Origin of the sequence: Micromonospora noduli (assembly GCF_003264475.1) — a bacterium.
GTDB classification, from domain to species: Bacteria; Actinomycetota; Actinomycetes; order Mycobacteriales; family Micromonosporaceae; genus Micromonospora; species Micromonospora noduli.
On the sequence record NZ_PYAC01000012.1, the window covers coordinates 443875 to 462356 of the forward strand.

Annotated in this window: 10 protein-coding genes; 4 read left to right on the top strand and 6 right to left on the bottom strand. The window is 68.6% G+C overall.

Annotated elements, in window-relative coordinates:
• Positions 1 to 173 precede the first annotated feature (173 nt).
• Positions 174 to 3296, bottom strand: coding sequence for a hypothetical protein (locus MED15_RS16795; protein ID WP_146766724.1), 3123 nt, complete (start codon positions 3294 to 3296; stop codon positions 174 to 176).
• 76 nt (positions 3297 to 3372) lie between these two features.
• Here MED15_RS16795 and MED15_RS16800 point away from each other — a divergent pair, with 76 nt between their 5' ends.
• The gene (locus MED15_RS16800) at positions 3373 to 3957 is read left to right on the top strand and encodes an SDR family NAD(P)-dependent oxidoreductase (RefSeq protein WP_181541732.1); all 585 of its coding nucleotides are present in this window, start codon (positions 3373 to 3375) and stop codon (positions 3955 to 3957) included.
• A gap of 76 nt (positions 3958 to 4033) precedes the next feature.
• Positions 4034 to 4384 (top strand): DoxX family protein, encoded by a 351-nt coding sequence (locus MED15_RS16805; RefSeq protein ID WP_112725607.1) that lies wholly within the window; start codon positions 4034 to 4036, stop codon positions 4382 to 4384.
• A gap of 8 nt (positions 4385 to 4392) precedes the next feature.
• On the opposite strand, the gene MED15_RS16810 is transcribed toward MED15_RS16805, so the two are convergent.
• Both MED15_RS16810 and MED15_RS16815 read right to left on the bottom strand, forming a co-directional pair.
• Entirely contained in the window at positions 4393 to 5100 is a 708-nt protein-coding gene (locus MED15_RS16810; protein WP_112725606.1) for an ABC transporter ATP-binding protein, read from the bottom strand.
• A 20-nt stretch (positions 5101 to 5120) separates the two neighbouring features.
• Positions 5121 to 7994, bottom strand: coding sequence for an FtsX-like permease family protein (locus MED15_RS16815; RefSeq protein ID WP_112736136.1), 2874 nt, complete (start codon positions 7992 to 7994; stop codon positions 5121 to 5123).
• A gap of 262 nt (positions 7995 to 8256) precedes the next feature.
• On the opposite strand from MED15_RS16815, the gene MED15_RS16820 reads away from it, so the two are divergent.
• Positions 8257 to 11241: a glycoside hydrolase family 3 protein gene (locus tag MED15_RS16820; RefSeq protein WP_112736138.1), complete on the top strand. Its 2985-nt coding sequence runs from the start codon at positions 8257 to 8259 to the stop codon at positions 11239 to 11241.
• A gap of 52 nt (positions 11242 to 11293) precedes the next feature.
• Here MED15_RS16820 and MED15_RS16825 read toward each other — a convergent pair whose 3' ends face one another.
• From MED15_RS16825 to MED15_RS16835, 3 genes are read right to left on the bottom strand one after another with little or no spacing between them, the layout of a single operon-like run.
• Positions 11294 to 13408 (bottom strand): CotH kinase family protein, encoded by a 2115-nt coding sequence (locus MED15_RS16825; protein ID WP_112736298.1) that lies wholly within the window; start codon positions 13406 to 13408, stop codon positions 11294 to 11296.
• Positions 13405 to 14226, bottom strand: coding sequence for a polyphosphate polymerase domain-containing protein (locus MED15_RS16830; protein ID WP_112736140.1), 822 nt, complete (start codon positions 14224 to 14226; stop codon positions 13405 to 13407). Before MED15_RS16830 ends, MED15_RS16825 begins: the two co-directional genes overlap by 4 nt.
• Positions 14223 to 14825, bottom strand: a complete 603-nt coding sequence (locus MED15_RS16835; RefSeq protein WP_112698898.1) for a DUF4956 domain-containing protein — start codon at positions 14823 to 14825, stop codon at positions 14223 to 14225. The genes MED15_RS16830 and MED15_RS16835 overlap by 4 nt, the downstream gene beginning before the upstream one ends.
• Before the next feature lie 881 nt (positions 14826 to 15706).
• Between MED15_RS16835 and MED15_RS16840 the strand changes: the two genes are divergently transcribed.
• Complete coding sequence (locus MED15_RS16840; protein ID WP_244220479.1) at positions 15707 to 18382, top strand: ricin-type beta-trefoil lectin domain protein; 2676 nt, start codon at positions 15707 to 15709, stop codon at positions 18380 to 18382.
• Positions 18383 to 18482: the final 100 nt, after the last annotated feature.

An 18482-nucleotide genomic window follows, 5' to 3' on the forward strand; every position in this document is an offset into this window, starting at 1 on the left:
GGCCGTCATTGCCCGGACGCGTCACAGTCGCCGGGGGAGCCATGCGGCCTCGCTCTGAGAGCCGACAGCGAACCTACCCTTCCGTCAGGGGAGAGTTCACCGAACGTGGTGATCATCACCGAACCTGACACAAGGCGTTGCCGGCGCCCGGAGACGCCGGCAACGCCCCTGGGTCAGTTGGCGTGGGTCAGGCGTGTGGTGATGCGCAGGCCCGTGAGGGTGTCGTTCATCCACGGCACCCGCTCGCGGTGCAGACCTGCGGACATCTGGTCCGCCCACACCTCGTACCGCTGCATGAGCGTGTTGGCGCGGGACCGCGCGCTGGTGATCAGACAGTCACCCAGTGGGTCACCGGGAAGGTTGGACGAGTCGACAGCGGGCTCGCAGGGCACCTTGAGGCTGACCTGGTCGCGCAGTGGGCGGCTGGGGTCGAGCGAGCACGGCGTGGGCCCGCAGAGGGTGTAGTTCCCGCTCGCCTTGGCGTAGGCGTTACCGATCTTGGCGTCCGTCGGCATGTTCACCGGAATCTGGTACTGCCCGAACAGGTTCGCGGACAACACGTCGTCCGAGTCGAGGGCGTTGGGCAGACCCAACCGGGTGTACGCCTGGAGCAGCCGCGCCGCCGTGTTCACCTTCTTCAGGGCGGTGGGCACCGGCCCGCTGACCTGGGTGCTCTGGTCCCGTACCCGGTCGTACATGGACTTCTGCCGGGCCTGGAGGAAACCGCGCAGGGTCGGGGTCAGCGTGGTGTCCAGCGCCGTGTTGTTCACGACCGTCGCGCCGCTCGCGAAGGCGTACCGGCCGGACGGCCACTTCGGGGTCAGGCCCTGCTCGGGCGTGGTCTCGCTGTCACAGTTGAAGAACTCGCAGTCGACCTGGTAGACCTGCTCGTCGGGCCAGGTGTAGTCGGCGGTCCGGGAGTTCTGCCAGGCCGTGGACGAGTTCAGCCGGAACCGGCTGTGGATCTGCAACCGCAGCTTGCCGTAGTGGCGGATCACTCCGGTGCCGTAGCCGGTCGTACGTGTGTAGACCCAACTCGGCGTGTAGCAGTGGCCGACCTCGGGCAACTCCCGTACACCCGCCGGCGGCTCGTCGAGGCGCGGCGTGTAGGCGTACTGGAGTGCCCGCACCATGTTCGACATCAGGTCGTAGCGAACGTTGCTGGGCCGGTCGATCTGCCTGGTGCCGCTGCACGAGGGCACCGTCGTCTCGTCGGCCTTCGCCGGCGCCGGCGCGAGTGGCTTGTCGGTGTCCCAGAACAGGTCGTAGTTCTTGGGCGTCTTCACCTGTACGCCGTTGGCGTCCGGCTCGTAGCGGACCTGGACCTCGTTGGTCCGGAAGGCGGTCAGCGCGGTCGACAGCTCATTGGTGGCGGCGACGTACTCGTTGACCAGCCCGGTGATCAGGCCGTTGGCGTTGCCGTTGGCCGGTCGACCGAAGCTGGCCGCGAGGTCGGCGATGCGGGTGCCCTCCGCCTCGATCTGCGCGGCGCGGCCGGCGCTGACCTGGGCGGCGTACGTCGGGTTCTGCAGCATCAACATGGCGTACGACTGCGCGCCGAGGTTCCACACCGTCGGGTTGCCGACCGGCGTCGACGGTTCGACCATCGAGGGGTCACGTCCGCTGGCGACCCGAGCCAGGTAGTTGATCGACCGGGCCTCGCCGAAGCTGTTGAGCACTGTGGTCGGGTCGACCGCCGGGTTGTCGGCGTCGGTCCGGGGCACCACGAAGGCGGCGCCGCTGGCCAGCTGTGTCGAGGTCAGGTGGAACTCGTTCTCCGGGCCGACGAACTCGCCGTACGTCGGGATCGGTTGACCGAAGTTCTCCAGGTAGCCGATGTACTTGTTGATGTCGGCGCGGGCGTCGTGCAGGGTGGCGTCGCCGATCGCGGCCAGCACTGTGGCGGCGATGTCCTCCAGGCGCAGGCCGAGCTGGGCGACCTGCTGCTGGACGAGGGTGATCTGCGCGGTGTTGCCGGCGATCGCGGCGTTCAACTTGTCGAACTGGGCCATCATGTTCGCGTACACCGTGTTGATCTGGGCCTCGACCCGCGCGAAGCTGGCGCGCATCTCGTCGCCGAGGGCCCGCACCTCGTCGCGCAACGCTTTGACCTGAGCCAGGATCTGTGCGTCCAGCGACGGTCCGCTGCTGCCGAAGAGCCCGACGATCGACATCACGGCACCGAAGACGTTGCCGGTCATCGCCAACGTCGCGGTGCTGAAGATCGAGCCCGCGAGCCCGCGGCCGGTGATCGCCGCCGCGTACTTGGAGATCGCGCTGATCGTGGTGAGGACCGCCTCCCCGATCACCTTGGACTTCTTGCCGGCGGCGGGGTCGGCGAACCCGATGATGGTGGAGACCATGCCCACCCCGGCCCTGATGTCGGAGATCGTCTGCTGCCGATCCTTGTCCCGGTCCTCGGCGGCCTTCTTGGCCGCCGCGGTGCACGCGGCGCTCGGCGGCCCTTCCGGCGGGCACTTGCTGTTGTTCTCGCCGATCTCGAGACGGATCTCCAGGCTCAGGCCGAGCAGCTCAGCGTGCAGGGAGGCCAGCTGCTGCTTGGCCGCCGCGACGTACGCCACCGAGTCGTCCCGCAGCGCCAGGATCGCGTCGAGGTCGACATGCGAAAGTCCGGCATCCTGCCGGAGCTCCTCGTAGGTGTTGGTGATGTCCACCCCGATCGGCTCGCCGAGGACGGCGTTCCAGGCGGTGGCGACGGAGGCGCTGGCTGCCGCTGCCTGTCGGACCGCGGACCACACCGCGGCGAGAGCGTCGTCACGGCCGCGCAGCCACTGGGCGGTCCGCAGCGCGCCGGAGGCGAGTTCCTCGCGGGTGTCCCACGGCTCGACAGTCTTGCCGATCACGGCCCCGACCAGGCCGGTGATCTCCGGCGAGGTTCGGGTTTCCCCGCCGGGCGCGCCGAGCAGGATGTCGACGGACTTGAGCAGCAGGTCCTGTTCCGGCAGCAGGAGGTCGAACGTGGTCAGCGATTCGTCGAGCAGCTGCTGGCGTGCGGTGAGCTGGGTCTGTGCCTGTTCGGCCGTGGCGTTCGGGTGCAGACGGTGCCACTGAGCGAACTCGGCCGACAGCACGACGGTGGTGATCCGAGCGGCGCCCTGGAGATGGATCTCGGCGACCTGGCCGAAGGCCCGGTCGGTGAGCGCTGCCTGAGGGACGGGGACGGGGACGGGATCGGCCAACGCGGGCTCACCGAAGAGCACGCTTGCCGCGGTGACAGCGATCATCGCCAGCACGGCAGTCCCGCGCCTGGTGCGCGTGGAACGTTTGAATGTCATGCCGCGAACGTATTGAGCAGCCTGAAAGGGCGCTGAAACCGCGCTGACCCGCGCAGGGTGCCGCTCAGCCGGCGGCTTGCAGTTCGCCACCAACCACCTCGGGCACTTCGCTCTCACCGGGCTCCTGCTCGACCTCCTGCTGGCCGGCCGGGATCCGCGGGTTGTCACTGTCACCTCGGTCAACCACCGGCAGGCCAAGGTGCGCTTCGGCGACCCGACCGGCGAGCGGGGCTACTCCCCGATGGGCTTCTACAACACGTCCAAGCTGGCCAACGCCATCTTCGGCTACGAACTGCACCGGCGGCTCAGCGCCGCGGCCAGCCCGCTGCGCAGCTTCCTCGCCCACCCCGGCTACACCGCGACGAACCTGCAGAGCAGTGGCACCACACCGATCTGGCGGCTGCTGCTGGGCCGCATCGGCAACCCGCTCCTCGCCCAGCCTGTCGACCGCGGCGTCTGGCCGCAACTGTTCGCCGCCACCGACCCGGGGGCGCAGCCGGGCCAACTCGTCGCCCCCGGCGGGCCTGGCGAACTACGCGGCCATCCCGCGCCGGCGAAACTCTCCGCGGCGGCGACGGACCCGGAGCACGGCCGGCGTCTGTGGGAGCTGTCCGAGCAGGCCACCGGCGTGCGGTTCGGCTCGCTGCGACCAGCGAGCTGATCGCGGAACATCCCGGAGCCGTCACATTCCGCCGCGTCAGATCGTCCAGGTGGCGAGCAACCACAACGGAGGAAAAATGTTCGCTGCCTACGTCACGGTCACCATTCTGGCGTCGGTCTTCACCGGCTTCGCCGCCGTCACCTACCTGATCGGCCACGACTACCCGAAGGCGCAGGCGGACATGAAGCGCGTGCCGCGCTCGTGGGTACCGCGGTTGGGCGTGGCGCTGGCGGCAGGCTCGTCGGGGCTGCTGGCCGGCTTCGCCGTACCGCCGCTGGGCACTCTCGCCGCCGCTGGGCTGGTGCTGTACTTCATCGGCGCGCTGATCGCGCACCTGCGCGTCGGCTCCCGTCAGCTGGTGGGCCCGGCCGTATTCTTCGTCACCGTGGTGGCCGCGCTGACCCTGAACGTGCTCTACCGCTGGTGAACCGTCAGCTATGACGTGAGGCGCCCGTCCCGCATCTGGACGGCTCGGTCGCAGCGTGCGGCGATAGCTGTGTCATGGGTGGCCATGATGAGAGTCGTGCCCTGCTCGTCGCGCAGCCTCAGCAAGAGGTCGACGATCGCGGTGCCGGTCTGACTGTCGAGATTGCCGGTGGGTTCGTCGGCCAGCAACAGGGTCGGTTGGTTGATCAGTGCCCGGGCGATGGCGACCCGTTGCTGCTGCCCGCCGGAGAGCCGCGACGGCAGGGCGGCGGCCCGGTCGGCGAGCCCCACCATCGCCAGCAGCTCATGGGCGCGGGCGACCTTGTCGAAATCGGTGCGGAACGGGATCAGCGGTGCCATGACGTTGTCCAGGGCGGTGAGCGTGGGCAGCAGGTGGAACCGTTGGAACACGAAGCCGACCCGCCGCCGGTAGGCCGCCAACCCCCGGCCGGACAGGCCGGTCACCTCCTGACCGCCGACCTCGATGCTGCCACCGTCACTCCGTTCGATGGCGCCGATCAGGTGCAGGAGCGTCGACTTGCCCGAGCCGCTCGGCCCGGTCATCGCGATAGCGGTCCCGGCGGCGATCGCGAGGCTGACGTCGTTCACCGCCACCAGCGGTGCACCGTCGGGCAGCGGGAATGACTTCCGTACCCGGGTGAGACACACAAGCGGCATGGTGACCGTGCTCGACGCCGCAGCTGACGTCCGTTCCATCGGACCTACTCCTTTGCCGCTCACCCCTCGGCGAGCAGGTGGGCGGTGGGCAGTCGGCGGAGCACGGCGATCGGCACCACCACCGACAGAGCGGAGACGGCGACGCCGAACACCAGGGCGGCTCCGGAACACCAGAGGATTGGAACGGTGACGCCCCCGGTGAAGGCCGCCGCCGCGCCAAGGCCGGCAGCGGCACCGAGCGTGCCGCCGATGGCACCCATGCCGATGGCCTCGATGATGACCAGCCGGTTCAGCATGGCGTCGGTCCAGCCGACGGCACCGAACAGGGCGAACTCGGCCGCGCGTTCGGAGATGTTGAGATAGAGCACGTCAGCGACCGAGACGATGCCCAGCATGATCGTGACCGCCACCGCGATGTGATCGACGGTGCGGGCCTGGAGGGTGATGGCGTCACCGAGCAGGGTGCCGGTGATCGCCCCACGGAACGCGAACGTGATGGCCAACAACATGGTCAGCGCGGCCACCCCGATCATCAGACTCAGCGCGCCGAGCGCGGTCCGACCGGGTGTGCGGGCAAGGTTGGCCAGGGCGAGGGTGACCAGCCGGCGCGGCGCCTGCCGGCGGAGGGCGAAACCCGGGACGGCGGGGCGGATGATCTCGCCGGGGTCCGGCCGGGCGGCCCGCCAGGCCGGCCAGCCGCCGGCGAGCAGGGCAAGGGCCATCGCTGCAGGTACGGCGAGCAGGGTGTGGATCCAGGCGATGTTGAGCCCGAGACCAAACGCGATCCCGAGCGCCAGCCCGGTGCCCGCGATGCCCGCGGCGAGACCGATGCCGACGATCTCGATGAACATCAACTGGAGGAGGTGCCGTCGGCCCCATCCGAGGCAGGTGAGGATGCCGAACTCGGTGCGTCTGGCGCGGATGGCGGCGGTGTTTGCGTTGAGCACCGCCAGCGCGCACACCCCGAGCACCAGGACGGACAGCAGCACGCTCTTGCGGTCGGCCGCGCGGACGAGCACGGACGCGACGCCCTTCTGTACCCAGGGCTCGGCCACGGCGAGGTCGGGCCGGCCGTAGTTGCCCGCCGGGTAGTGCACAGTCACCGCGGTGGGTGACGACCCCAGGGTGATGTCGACCTGCAGGCCGGTGCGTTGCGCGATCTCCTCGGCGATCAGCCGGACCCGCTCGCGGGAGACCGGGTCGATGCCGACGTCTCCGGCCAGCCGGACTCGCACCACGCTGATCGGTGAGGTGGTGTTGAGCTGGTACTCCGGGTAGCTGGGCTCGGTGCTGTACGCGCCGGGGTCGAAGATGGCTGGCAGGGCCGCCATGGTGGTGAGCATCAGCGGTGGTTGGCTGAGCAGGCCGGTGACGTTCGAGTTCGGGGCCAGCCGTCGGCCGCCCAGCGCCTGCCGTGACGCTTCGTCGGCGCCCTCGGCGCCCGGGTTGAAGTACGTGTCCATAGGCACGGCCGACAGCGCGCTGCCCAGCGAAACCTTGGCGGGGTCGAAGGTGCCCACCGCGCCCAGCGCGGCATCGGGCATGCTCACGTCCCCCGGCTGCTCCTCGTAACCGTGCGCCAGGTTCCGATGGACGGCCACCTCGCTGCGCACGCTGGTGTCGGCGAACTCCATCGGCACGTGCCGGGACGACCCGCCGTCGTCGGCGCCCTGACCCCAGATCTTCAGGTCGTACGGATCTGGCTGGGCCCGCAGACCGTTTCCGGCCCGCACCCTCTTCGGCGGTCCGACGGTCCAGAACTGGTCGAGCCACCTGGTGTTCGACGTTGCCAGGTCGTACTCGACGCCGAGGTCGTCGGGACGGAGCATCCGGTCGAGCAGGTTCTGGTACGGCTCTTCGAACGACATCGCCCGTTGGGCGACCGGCGTGCCGGACTCGTTGACTAGAGCGGCGCGGAGCCGCTGGTCGTCGGCGGATCTCCGGACCAGCTCGGGCGCGTCGGAGTTCAGGCGCTGCACTGTGACGTTGAGCGTCCTGTCGACCTGGGGTCGGTCCGCGACGAGGATCGGGAGCACCGAGTAGGGGTACGGCATTCCGTCCAGCCGTCGTGAGGTCGGCGCTTCCGCCGAGGTGAAGTATCGGCCTGAGGTGACGGCCTGGTCCAGCCCCGCCAGCGCGGCCTCCGACTCCGGGTCGACCGCGGCCATCAGGAACGGCACCGTCCATGCCAACGTGACTGTCGGCCGCATCGCCTTTCCCTCGCGATCCGTCGAACCCATGCCACCGACGCACGTCAACGACGATCGGGCTCGAAGGTCGGTCGGTGCGAGCCACTCCTCGGCGGTGATGGCCGGAGCTGCTGGGCAGATCTTCACCCGCTGGCCGTCGGCGTCGACCTCCTCCGGCGGTGGCAGGCCCCCGCCGCTCTTCAGTTCGCTGTTCGGCACCACGTCCAACCGATTGCGCGTCGCGTACAGAAACGCCGGCCCGTCCGGGATCTGGCTCAGCCCCGCGTCCGTCGCCCAGGTCGGCTGGACCCGCAACACCTGACGCTCGGCGGTCGGGTCAAGGTGATCCGACAGGTCGACAGTCACGGGCACCGTGCGCATCACGTACCCGACCATCGCGACAGGTGCCGCCACCGACACCCCGCGCACCGCCTGGATCTCGTGCCACTGATCGTGGGTGATGCCGCCACGCATGCCGGCCAACTGGCCCGACTGGACCAGATTGCGCTCCTGCTCCAGCGGCAGCACCGCGTCCTTGGGGCGTACCAGCAGGTCGTAGACCGGGCGGTAGTTGGCGCTGACCGTGCCCACCGCATCCAGTCGGGAGGTCACAGCGGCCCCGGTGAGCACTGTGAACCCGGCTACCGCGACGGCGATCATCGAGAGCAGGGCCAGCGACCGGCGCAGCCGTACGCGCCACTGCGACGCGGCTATCCCCAGCATCGACGCCCCGCCCCGCATCATTGGTCCTCCTGTGGGAAATCATACGACCTTTCTCCCTCTCCGCCTGTCCGACGGTTTGTCGACGGAGGGAGCAGGTATTGCCCAGTCATTGGCGTGCATCTATAGTTGCGCGGATCACAACAATCATGGCCGTGGTGACGCGGCCGGGTCGTCGAAGCGCTTCGACGATTCGTCGTTCAGGCCCGTCAGCCGGGTGTCGAGCCTGGTCACGCCGGTCTCGGCGCCCCGCTGGGCGTCTGTCGTACGACATGAGGAGAACCGCATGCGGAACTGGCGCCTTCGGCGCGGAATCACCGCGCTCGCGCTTGCCCTGCTAGCCCTACCGGCCGTTCCCGGCACCGCGCTCGCCGAACCCACCTACCCGTTCCGAGATCCCCGCCTGCCCGTGAACGTCCGGGTCGACGACCTGCTCGGCCGGCTCACCCAGGACGAGAAGATCTCCTGGCTGCACCAGTACCAGCCGGCCATTCCCCGGCTGGGCATCGGCCTGTTCAAGACCGGCACCGAGGCGCTGCACGGGGTGGCCTGGTCCACCGACATCGACAACAACGGCGCGGTGGTCAAGGCTCGCGGCACCGTCTTCCCACAGCCGGTGGGCATGGCGAGCACCTGGAACACCGACCTGATCCGGCAGGTCGGATCGGCCGTCGGCGACGAGGCGCGCGGCTACCACGCGCAGAACCCCCGGGTCTGGGGGCTCAACCTCTGGGCGCCGGTGGTCAACCTGCTGCGCGACCCCCGGTGGGGCCGCAACGAGGAGGGCTACTCCGAGGACCCGCTGCTCACCGCCGAGATCTCCACCGCGTACGGGTCGGGGATGACCGGCGGTGACCCCAACCACCTGAAGAGCGCGCCGACCCTCAAGCACTACCTGGCCTACAACAACGAGGTCCGACGCGATGTGACCTCCTCGAACGTGCCGCCTCGGGTGCTCAACGAGTACGACCGCGCCGCCTTCAAACCGGCCATCGCCGCCGACGCGGCGACCGGGATGATGGCCGCGTACAACCTCGTCAACGGCCGTCCGGCCACAGTGGACCCGGACCTGGCCACCGTGGTACGCGACTGGACCGACCAGCCGCTGATGAACGTCACGGACGCCTGGGCGCCGAACAACCTCGTCGCCTCGCAGGGGTACTACGCCACCCAGGCCGAGGGCAACGCCGCGATCATCAAGGCCGGCCTCAACAGCTTCATCACCGACGACACCAACGCGCAGCCCACCATCACCGCCATCAAGCAGGCCCTCGCGACCGGCCTGCTCACCGAGGCGGACATCGACGCCCGGATCCGCGAGATCCTGAACGTCCGGTTCCGGTTGGGTGAGTTCGACCCGGGCGGCGGCCGGTACGGCGGCATCACCCCGGACGTCATCAACAGCCCCGAACACCAGCGACTGGCCCGGCAGGCCGCCGGCGAGGCGATGGTGCTGCTGAAGAACGAGCGGCAGGCGCTACCGCTGGACCCGGCCCGGACCCGCAAGGTGGCGGTGCTCGGCCCGCTGGCCGACACCCTCTACTCGGACTGGTACGGCGGCGACCTGCCGTACCAGGTGACGGCGCTCGACGGCATCCGCGAACGGCTGGGCAGCTCGGCCAGTGTGAGCGGGCTCGACGGGGCGGACCGGATCGCGCTGAAGGACGTGTCGACCGGCCGGTACGTCTCGGCCACCGGCACCACCGACGCCGACCGCGTCCTCGGGACCGGCGCCACCCCGGCGCTCGTCGCCCAGTTCGACGTGGTCGACTGGGGGCAGGATGTGGTGACGTTGCGCAACGCCGCCAACGGCCGTTACCTCGGCTACAACTGGGGGCCGTTCCTCACCCGTGACGAGCAGCCGAACGGTTGGTACGTCCAGCAGCAGTTCAAGCTGGAGCCGCAGGCCGACGGAACAGTGGTGCTGCGCTACGTCGGCTACGAGACCAAGGAGAGCTGGTTCGGCGCCGACACGTACGTGACCATCGGCGACGACGGCGCCCTCAAGCTCGGCGCATCGACCCCGGCCGCCGCGACCCACTTCAGTCGCGAGGTGATCAGCAGCGGAATCGACCGGGCCGTGGCGGCAGCCAAGGCGGCCGACACCGCCGTGCTTGTGGTCGGCAGTAACCCGTTCATCAACGGCCGCGAGGCGCACGACCGGACCTCAACGGCGCTGAGCGCCGGCCAGGAGGCGCTGGTCAAGGCCGTGGCGAGGGCCAACCCGCGGACCGTGCTCGTGCTCCAGACCAGCTACCCGGTCACCATCCGATGGGAGCAGGAGCACGTGCCGGCAATCGTCTGGACCACCCACGCCGGCGCGGAGACCGGTCACGCCGTCGCCGACGTTCTCTTCGGTGACCGCAACCCGTCCGGCCGGCTCACCCAGACCTGGTACCGCTCGGACTCGCAACTACCGCCGGACCTGCTGGAGTACGACATCATCTCGTCCGGGCAGACCTACCTGTACAGCCGCGCGAAGCCGCTCTACCCGTTCGGCCACGGGCTGTCGTACACCCGCTTCCGGTACGGCCAGCTGCGGGCCGGTGCGCAGTCGGTCGCGGCCGACGGCACCATCACGGCCAGTGTGGACGTGACAAACGTCGGCAGTCGGGCGGGGACCGAGGTCGTTCAGCTCTACACCCACCAGCGCACCTCGCGGGACACCACCCCGATCCGCCAGCTCAAGGCGTTCCAGCAGGTGGAACTCGCGCCCGGGCAGACTCGTACGGTGACCTTGCGCCTGCCCGCCGCCGACCTGGCGCACTGGGACGTCACCCGCAGCAGGTGGGTGGTCGAGTCGTCCGTCCACGACCTGATGGTCGGGGCGTCCGTCGAGGACATCCGGGCCCGCGCCGCGGTCCGGGTCCGCGGTGAGACCATCCCGGCCCGCGACCTGTCCCGGCCCACCAGGGCGGAGACCTTCGACAGGTACGCGGGCGTCCGGCTCGTCGACGAGACGAAACCCAGCGGTACGGCGGTCGGTGCCACAGCCGCCGGTCAGTGGATCTCCTTCGACGGTTCCGCGCTGCGAGCCGACGCGCGCACCTTCACCGCGAAGGTCGCCAAGGCCGGTGCGGGCGTCGGCACGATCCAGATCCGGATGGGGTCGCCCACCGGCCGGCTGCTCGGCACGGCCACCGTGCCCAGCACCGGCGACAACTACCGGTACGTCAGCACCAGCACCGAGTTGGCCCGGGCCGTCGGCAACCACGACGTGTACCTGGTGTTCGACTCCCCGCTGCGGCTGGCGGAATTCTCCATCAGGTGACCGGCGCCCGGGGCCGGGTCGATCGTCGACCCGGCCCCGGGCCTTCGGCTGGTCAGCTCGCCGTGCAGGTCAGCGCCGGTGTACTGGGCGTGCCGCTCGACGAGCCGAGGAACCCGAACGCGGTGCTCGCGCCGGCGCCCAGTGCCCCGTTGTAGGCGACGTTGCGGGCGGTGACCGCCGACCCCTGGCTCGTGACTGTCGCGTTCCAGGCCTGGCTGATGCTCTGGCCACCAGCGAAGGTCCACGTCACGGTCCAGTTGCTGATCGCCGAGGTTCCCGCGGTGACCCGTACCTCGCCCTGGAAGCCGCCGGTCCACTGGCTGGTCAGCGCGTACGTCGCGGTGCAGCCGGCCGCCGGCGGTGGCGTGGTGGGCGGTGGGGTGGTGGGCGGTGGGGTGGTGGGCGGTGGCGTGGTGGGCGGTGGCGTGGTGGGCGGTGGCGTGGTGACGGAACCACCCCAGCCGGCGGTGGAGTCCAGCCAGGCGGCGCGTCGCAGCAACCAGTCCCGCATGACCTGGACCTGCCCCTGCCAGGTGGGCGAGGTCGGGGTGCGGAAGAAGCTGACCGTCGGTGCCGTCAGGTTGGGCCAGCGTTGGAAGTTGCGCTGGGCCGCGTTGGTCAGCGGGGCCGCGAGAGCATTGATCCGAGTCTGGAGCGCGGCGTCGGAGAGCAGGCCCCGTCGCAGCGTCTGCCAGCGCGATCGGGCCTGGTTGACGAACGCGGGGTCGCGCAGTAACTGGGCGAACCAGTCGTTGGCCGACGGCTGCCGGGTCTGCTGGTGCTGCCAGCCCGACACCTGGTCGTTGGCGAAGAATCCACCGACGCCGAAGCTGAGGTCGAAGTCCCACAGCGGACCCGCGAAGATCTTGCTGTCCCGGTCCTTGTAGAAGTGCGAGCTGCGGACGTAGGCGTCCATCTCCCGGCTCAGCTCGTTGACGATCATGAGGTCGATGAAGGAGTCGACGTCGATGTACTTGCGGTATCCGGTGATCGGGTCGGCGAAGTTCGACGAGTGCAGCACGTCGTTGAACTCCTGGAGGTGACCGCGCAGCCAGTCCCGTTGCTGCGGTTGCAGGGGCGACGGGTCGGCTACCTCAAGGTAGTTCCAGCAGGTGGCCGCCGGCCCGGTGCACGGCAACGTCGGCTCCTCGGCCGCCATCCACTCGAATTTCCAGATGTACCCGCCCTGGATCTTCGGCAGTGTCACGTCGTCGGAGTCCAACTGCTTGAGGTCGAGGCGGTCCTTGGAGTTCTTGATCGTCTCCATGAACATGTAGACGCCCATGTAGTCGCTGGCACCCACCGGTGCGGCGTCCGTGTTGAGGTAGAACTCGGCGAACGCGTAGCGCGGGGCGGGCAGCCCCATCTCGCGCCCGAGGTCGTAGACGAGAGCCTCACGGATCAGCGCCTTGTCGGGGAACGGGCCGCGCAACACCCAGTCGGAGTCGGCGGGCATGCCCAGCACCGGGTGGTCGGCGTCGTCGTCCTCGTTGTCCCAGAACTCGACGCGGAACGGCGTCTTCTCGAACGTCGCCGACGAGTTGCCGCGCAGCCGGAATCCGGCCCGGGTGCTGAGCGTCGGGGCGGCCGCCAACGACGTGGTGCCGCCGCCCGTCGGTTCGAAGATCATGGTGGTGGCGTCGAAGTACTCACGGTCTGGCCGGCCGGCACCGTACGAGTCGATCAGTACCACCGGCAGGTCGTGGGCGGTGGTGACGTTCTGGGCGGCGTACATGGCGGTGCCGGGCGCGCCCGTCGGCGTCTGGCCGACGAACGCCTGTGCCCGCAACTGGGTGGTGCGGGTGAAGCGCAGCGCCGAGCCCGAATAGAGCGACGACTGGGCGGTGGGTGGCTGCCCGTTGGTGGTGTAGCGGATCTGGGCACCGCTGACCGTGCTGCTCAGCGTCACCGGCACCTCCCCCCGGAAGGTGCCGCTGGGCACCGAGAAGGTGATGTCGCCGGCCAGGTCGTCTGCCGCGGCATCGGCGGCCGGGGTGCCGGCGGGGAGTTCGGTCACCGGTTGGGCGACCTGGGCAGCGGCGGCAACGGGTTCGGCGCCGGCCGGTGGTGAGGACACCACGAGGAGGCCTGCGACGAACACGGCGGTGGCGGCGATCCCGGCGGCACGAAGGGCCGCCACCGGAAGACCGGTGTTGCGGGTGGTCATGCGCACGATGCCTCCTGTTCTGATCGGGTGGGAACGGGCAACTCCAGGAGCGCCGAGGACGGGTCGGCGCGGAAATGGCGGCGTAGCGTCCGACGCCACGGCACATCGGGAAGGTCCAGGCGGAGTGCCGCGAGACCGGTGGCGTACTTCGAGATGCGTACGGGCCGGGTCCCGCGCTGCCACAGCGCACGGTCGACCAGCGAAGGGGCCGAGCTGGTCTTGGTCTCGACCACGGCGATGCCGGGCAGTCGCAGGGTTTGGTCACCGTCCTGCCAGGTGAGCCCGGTGTCGATGGTGACCCGGCTCGCGGTCGCGGGCAGCAGCAGAGTGGAGCGACGGTAGCTGGTGACAAGCACCGGCTCGAGCGGGCTGCCGCTGAGATTGGACAGGATCAACTCCCGGTCGAGCACCTCGTTGACGAACCCGCGCCCGGACCGGACGGTGCGGCGGTCCTCGGCGAGATACGGCAGTCGGTGTTTGGTGACCCGTCCGCGTGCGCCGCTGATCTTCACTTCAAGCCAGCACTGGGCGGAGTCGAGGTAGGTCCGGGTCCGTACCTTGAAGCGCCTGCGCCGCCGGTACGCGGCGCAGTGGTAGCTGGCCAGACAGGGCGTGTCGAAGTACACGGACTCGTACCGGAAGCTGCGGGCACCATCGATGTCCAGCACCCGGGCGTACGGGGTGAGCTGGTCCAGCAGATGCGGCAACTCGTCGACCGCGATGACGTACTTGCGGTCCACCCTGCACTGCAGCGCCGCCCGGTCGATCACCTCGGCGAGTGCGATCGGCGCCAGCGTCGCCAGCGGTGGCGCGTTCATCGGAGCGCTCCGGCCCGTACCGACTTGCTGGTGCCGGTCGCCGCGCTGCGCCGGGCGACCGAGTATCGGACGTCGACCACCGTGGTCTCGTTGACCATGTCGAGCCGCTGGACGATGGCGTTGTGCACCCGGGCGTTGAGCAGTTGCTCCAGCTGGGCGACGAGAGCGACGTGATCGGTGACGGCGGAGTCGAGCACCATGATCTGGTGCCGGTAGTGCCGGAGCAGCCTTCGGTGATCGCCGATGAACATCACCGCGACGATGAGTGCCATCAGACCTCCGCTGAGCCAGACCGAGGTGGTGCTGAGTGCGCCGAGAATGCCCAGTGCGAGAGCGGAGAAGTAGTACGCGACCTCGTGCTGGTCGAGCTCCGTCGACCGGAGTCGGATGATGGAGAGCACTCCGAACAGCGCCAGCCCCAGCCCGAGCCCGGCCCCGACGTCACTGGCGCTCAGCGCGCTCGCCACCGCGAGGACGCCGACGTTGACCCCCAGGTAGGCGACGACCAGGTCGCGCCGGCGGTGCCGGGGGAAGTAGAGCCCGAAGACGAGCAGCGCCACCGCGCAGATGTCGATCGCGAACAGGACGAGCTGCGACATCGCTGGGGTTCCTCCTGGTTCACGCCGGAGTGGACCGACGCCAGGCCGCCGTCGCTGCGTGGCGACCTGCGGAAGGTGGCCGGACCCCCGGGCTACTTTTCGGTAAACTTTCGGTATTTCGTTGGTGACTGTAAGCAGAACATCAACCTAAGTCAATGTGTGATCTGTGCGGACATGCAGGTCCCGAGGCCGGCTGGCGAGGGTGCGGTGCGCCTGACGTGGGCAGGCTCGGGGCGTCGCCTCGGCTCGTGAGGCCACCGAAACTTTCGGAGTCTTTCGGGTGCACGGGCGGACCTCTGGGTGGTCGCTCGGGTTCGCGTGACCGTCAGCGTGGGCGGGAGCTCAGTAGCTGTGGTGCCTATGGAGCTGATGCCGCAAACGAATCAGGCGAGGGGACCCGTGGCGGCGGTCGGGGTCGCGACGAACCGTCCGGGGTCGTCTGCCGGTGATGTCGTAAGCGATTCAGCTCCAAAGGAGACCGCGCCCACCCATGCCCCTGTCTCGACGGCACCGGCGGGTGCGCCGCGCTCCATCGCTCCGCGAGTGGTCGCGGGCCTCGACGGGCGAGCCTCGCCTCGTCGCTGCGGATTCGTCGGACGACGTGAGCAGGGGCGCGCGGCCGGCGTGGTTGGTCTGCCCGATCCGGGGGCATTTCTGCATAGACGCCCTCCAATTGCCAGTTGCATTGGTCAGACGTGTGACCTACGCTCCCAGTAAGAATTTCGGGGCGGTTAACAAAGAGTGCGGTCGGGGCGACGGAAGTCCCCGCCGGCCCTTAGTGGCGTCGCTGTTCCGTACTCGTCGCTCGATACGCACTTTGGGCACCACATCGACGACCAGTGAGAGGAACAGACGTGAAGTCAGCCATATCCACCGCTCGAATGTCAGTGTTGGCGGTGGCGGCGCTTGTCGCGGCCACACTGCCGGCAGTGCTGACAAACCAACTGCCGGCCTCGGCCGCGGTCCAGGCGACCTACTATGTCGCCCCGGACGGTAACGACGCCAATCCGGGCACCCTGCAGTCGCCATTCCGGACTCTGCAACGTGCCCGGGACGTCGTTCGTACGGTGAACACGAATATGACCGGCGACGTGAACGTCTACCTCCGTGGTGGCACCTATCCGGTGAGCAGCACTGTCGAATTCGGGCCGAGCGACTCCGGCACCAACGGCTTCCGGGTCAGCTACGCGGCCTACGCCAATGAGAAGCCAGTCCTTGACGGCGGCGTCCAGGTGACCGGGTGGAGCCAGCACAGCGGCAACATCTGGAAGGCGCCGCTCGACCGCGCCAACAAGCTGCGGGCGCTCTACGTCAACGACAAGCGCGCGTACATGGCGTCGAAGACGATCAGTTCGGCGGGCTGTTACGGGACGTACAACATCACGGCCAACCAGGCCTCGTGGGCCTGGGAGTCGGGCTCGCAGTGCGACGGCGCAAAATACAGCCTGAACGATTTCCCGGCCGTCGCCAACAATCAGGACGACATCGAGATCGAGACCGGAACGACCTGGACCACGGCCATCGTGGGCGTCCGACAGGTGACCACGAGTTCCGACGGCGTCAACCGGGTGGCCCTCTTCCAGCAACCGGGTGCGGCCATCGCGCAGGGCGCGTTCAACGGCAACGCCCAGGTTGGTGGAACCCACAAGGTGATGAACGCCTACGAGTTCCTGGACGCCCCCGGCGAGTTCTACTTCGACAAGACCAGCCGGACGCTCTACTACTACAAGGCCAGTGCCGAGAACATGTCGACCGCGACGGTCTACGCGCCGAACAACGTGACCACCGTGTTGCGGGTGGCCGGCACCTCGACGAGCAGCCACGCGCGCAACATCACCTTCTCCGGCCTCACGGTGCAGCACTCCGACTGGAACCTGGTCAACGTCGCCGGATCGTCCTTCAAGCAGGCGCAGCAGGGCAATCTCAGCGCGAACGTGTACGCCAAGGGCAACTTCCACGTCTACCACTACCGCAACGTCGATGTGGTTCCCGGCATCGTCCAGGTGCAGAACGCCGACGGGATCCTCCTGCAACGCAACCGGATCCAACACACCGGTGCCGACGGGATCAGCATGGTCAACGACGTGCAGGGCACACAGTTGATCGGCAACCACACCAACGACATCGCGGGGTCCGCGATCCTCGTGGGCCATCCACAGCACGTCTACATCGGGGACGGCACGTCGACCAACCGGGAGAAGTACTCGGCGTCGGTCGAGGGGCTGCCGAAGAACATCGACATCAAGAACAACTACCTCTACGACAGCGCGGTCCTGTTCAACGGGCACAGCCCCATCTCCGCGTACTTCGCCGACACACTCACCATCCAGCGCAACCGGATCGAGAAGACCCCGTGGTCGGGCATCACGCTCGGCTGGGGCTGGTGGAACTTCGACGGATCGTCGGGCTCGATCGTGCCGAACCGACCGACCACCACGGCGAGAAACAACACCATCAGCTACAACCACATCATCGACACGGTGCAACGCCTCAGCGACACGGCTCCCATTTACACGCTTGGGAGCCAGCCCGGCACCACCATTACGAACAACTACCTCCAGGGCGTTCCGTCGGGCCACAAGTACGGATTGCACCCGGATGAGGGCTCGGCGTTCATCACCTTCCGCGACAACGTCCTGAGTATCGACAAGAACGTCACCTGGATGATCAACTCGGACGACTTCGGGCGGAAGCACGATCTGAGCATCACGCAGATCTACGGCCCGATCAACAAGGTCTCGAACAAGAATCTGCCGAACAGCACGGTCGGCGACATCCTCGTCTCCTCCGACTATGTCTGGCCGGCGGTGGCGTATGGCATTGCCGCGAATTCCGGCTTGGAGGACGCGTACCGGGACATCATTCCGGCGAGCAATTTCTCGGCGCCGAACTACGTGCTGCCGGCCAGCACCTTCGTCACCAGTGCCACCGCGTCCATCCCGATCCGGAGCATCGGCGACGCCACTAAATCGGTCTGGTTGGCTCCGTACGGCACGACCACCTTCACCGCCGGGGCGACGATGACCAGGGCCACCGGCACCGCCACGTCCATCGCCGTGCCAGCCACTCAGGGCGAGTACCGGCTCTACGTCGTCGACGCACAGGGCAACCGGTCGGCCGAGTCGACAGCGATCGTCCGGCAGCAGCAGGGCGGTGGCAGCGGTACGGGGAGCGGACAACTCGTGGGTGGCCAGTCCGGCCGCTGTGTCGAGGTGCCCAACTCCTCGACCACCAACGGCACTCAGACCCAGCTCTGGGACTGCTCCACCGGCACCAACCAGCGGTGGACCCACACCGCCAGCAAGCAGCTGACCGTGTACGGCAACAAATGTCTGGACGCCTCCGGGGCGGGCACGGCCAACGGCACTGCGGTCATCATCTGGGACTGCCACGGCGGGCTCAACCAGCAGTGGAACGTCAACACCAACGGCACCGTGACGAACGCCCAGTCGGGGCTCTGTCTCGACGCCAACGGCGCCGCCACCGCCAACGGCACGAAGCTCATCCTCTGGTCCTGTAACGGCGGCACGAACCAGCGGTGGACGCTGCGTAGCTGACCGACCAGAAAACCCCGGGGCCAGGCCGACACGGGCCTGGCCCCGGCTACTTCTGGTACGCGGGCCGCTGGCGTGGGTGTGGGCATCGACCGTCGGACTC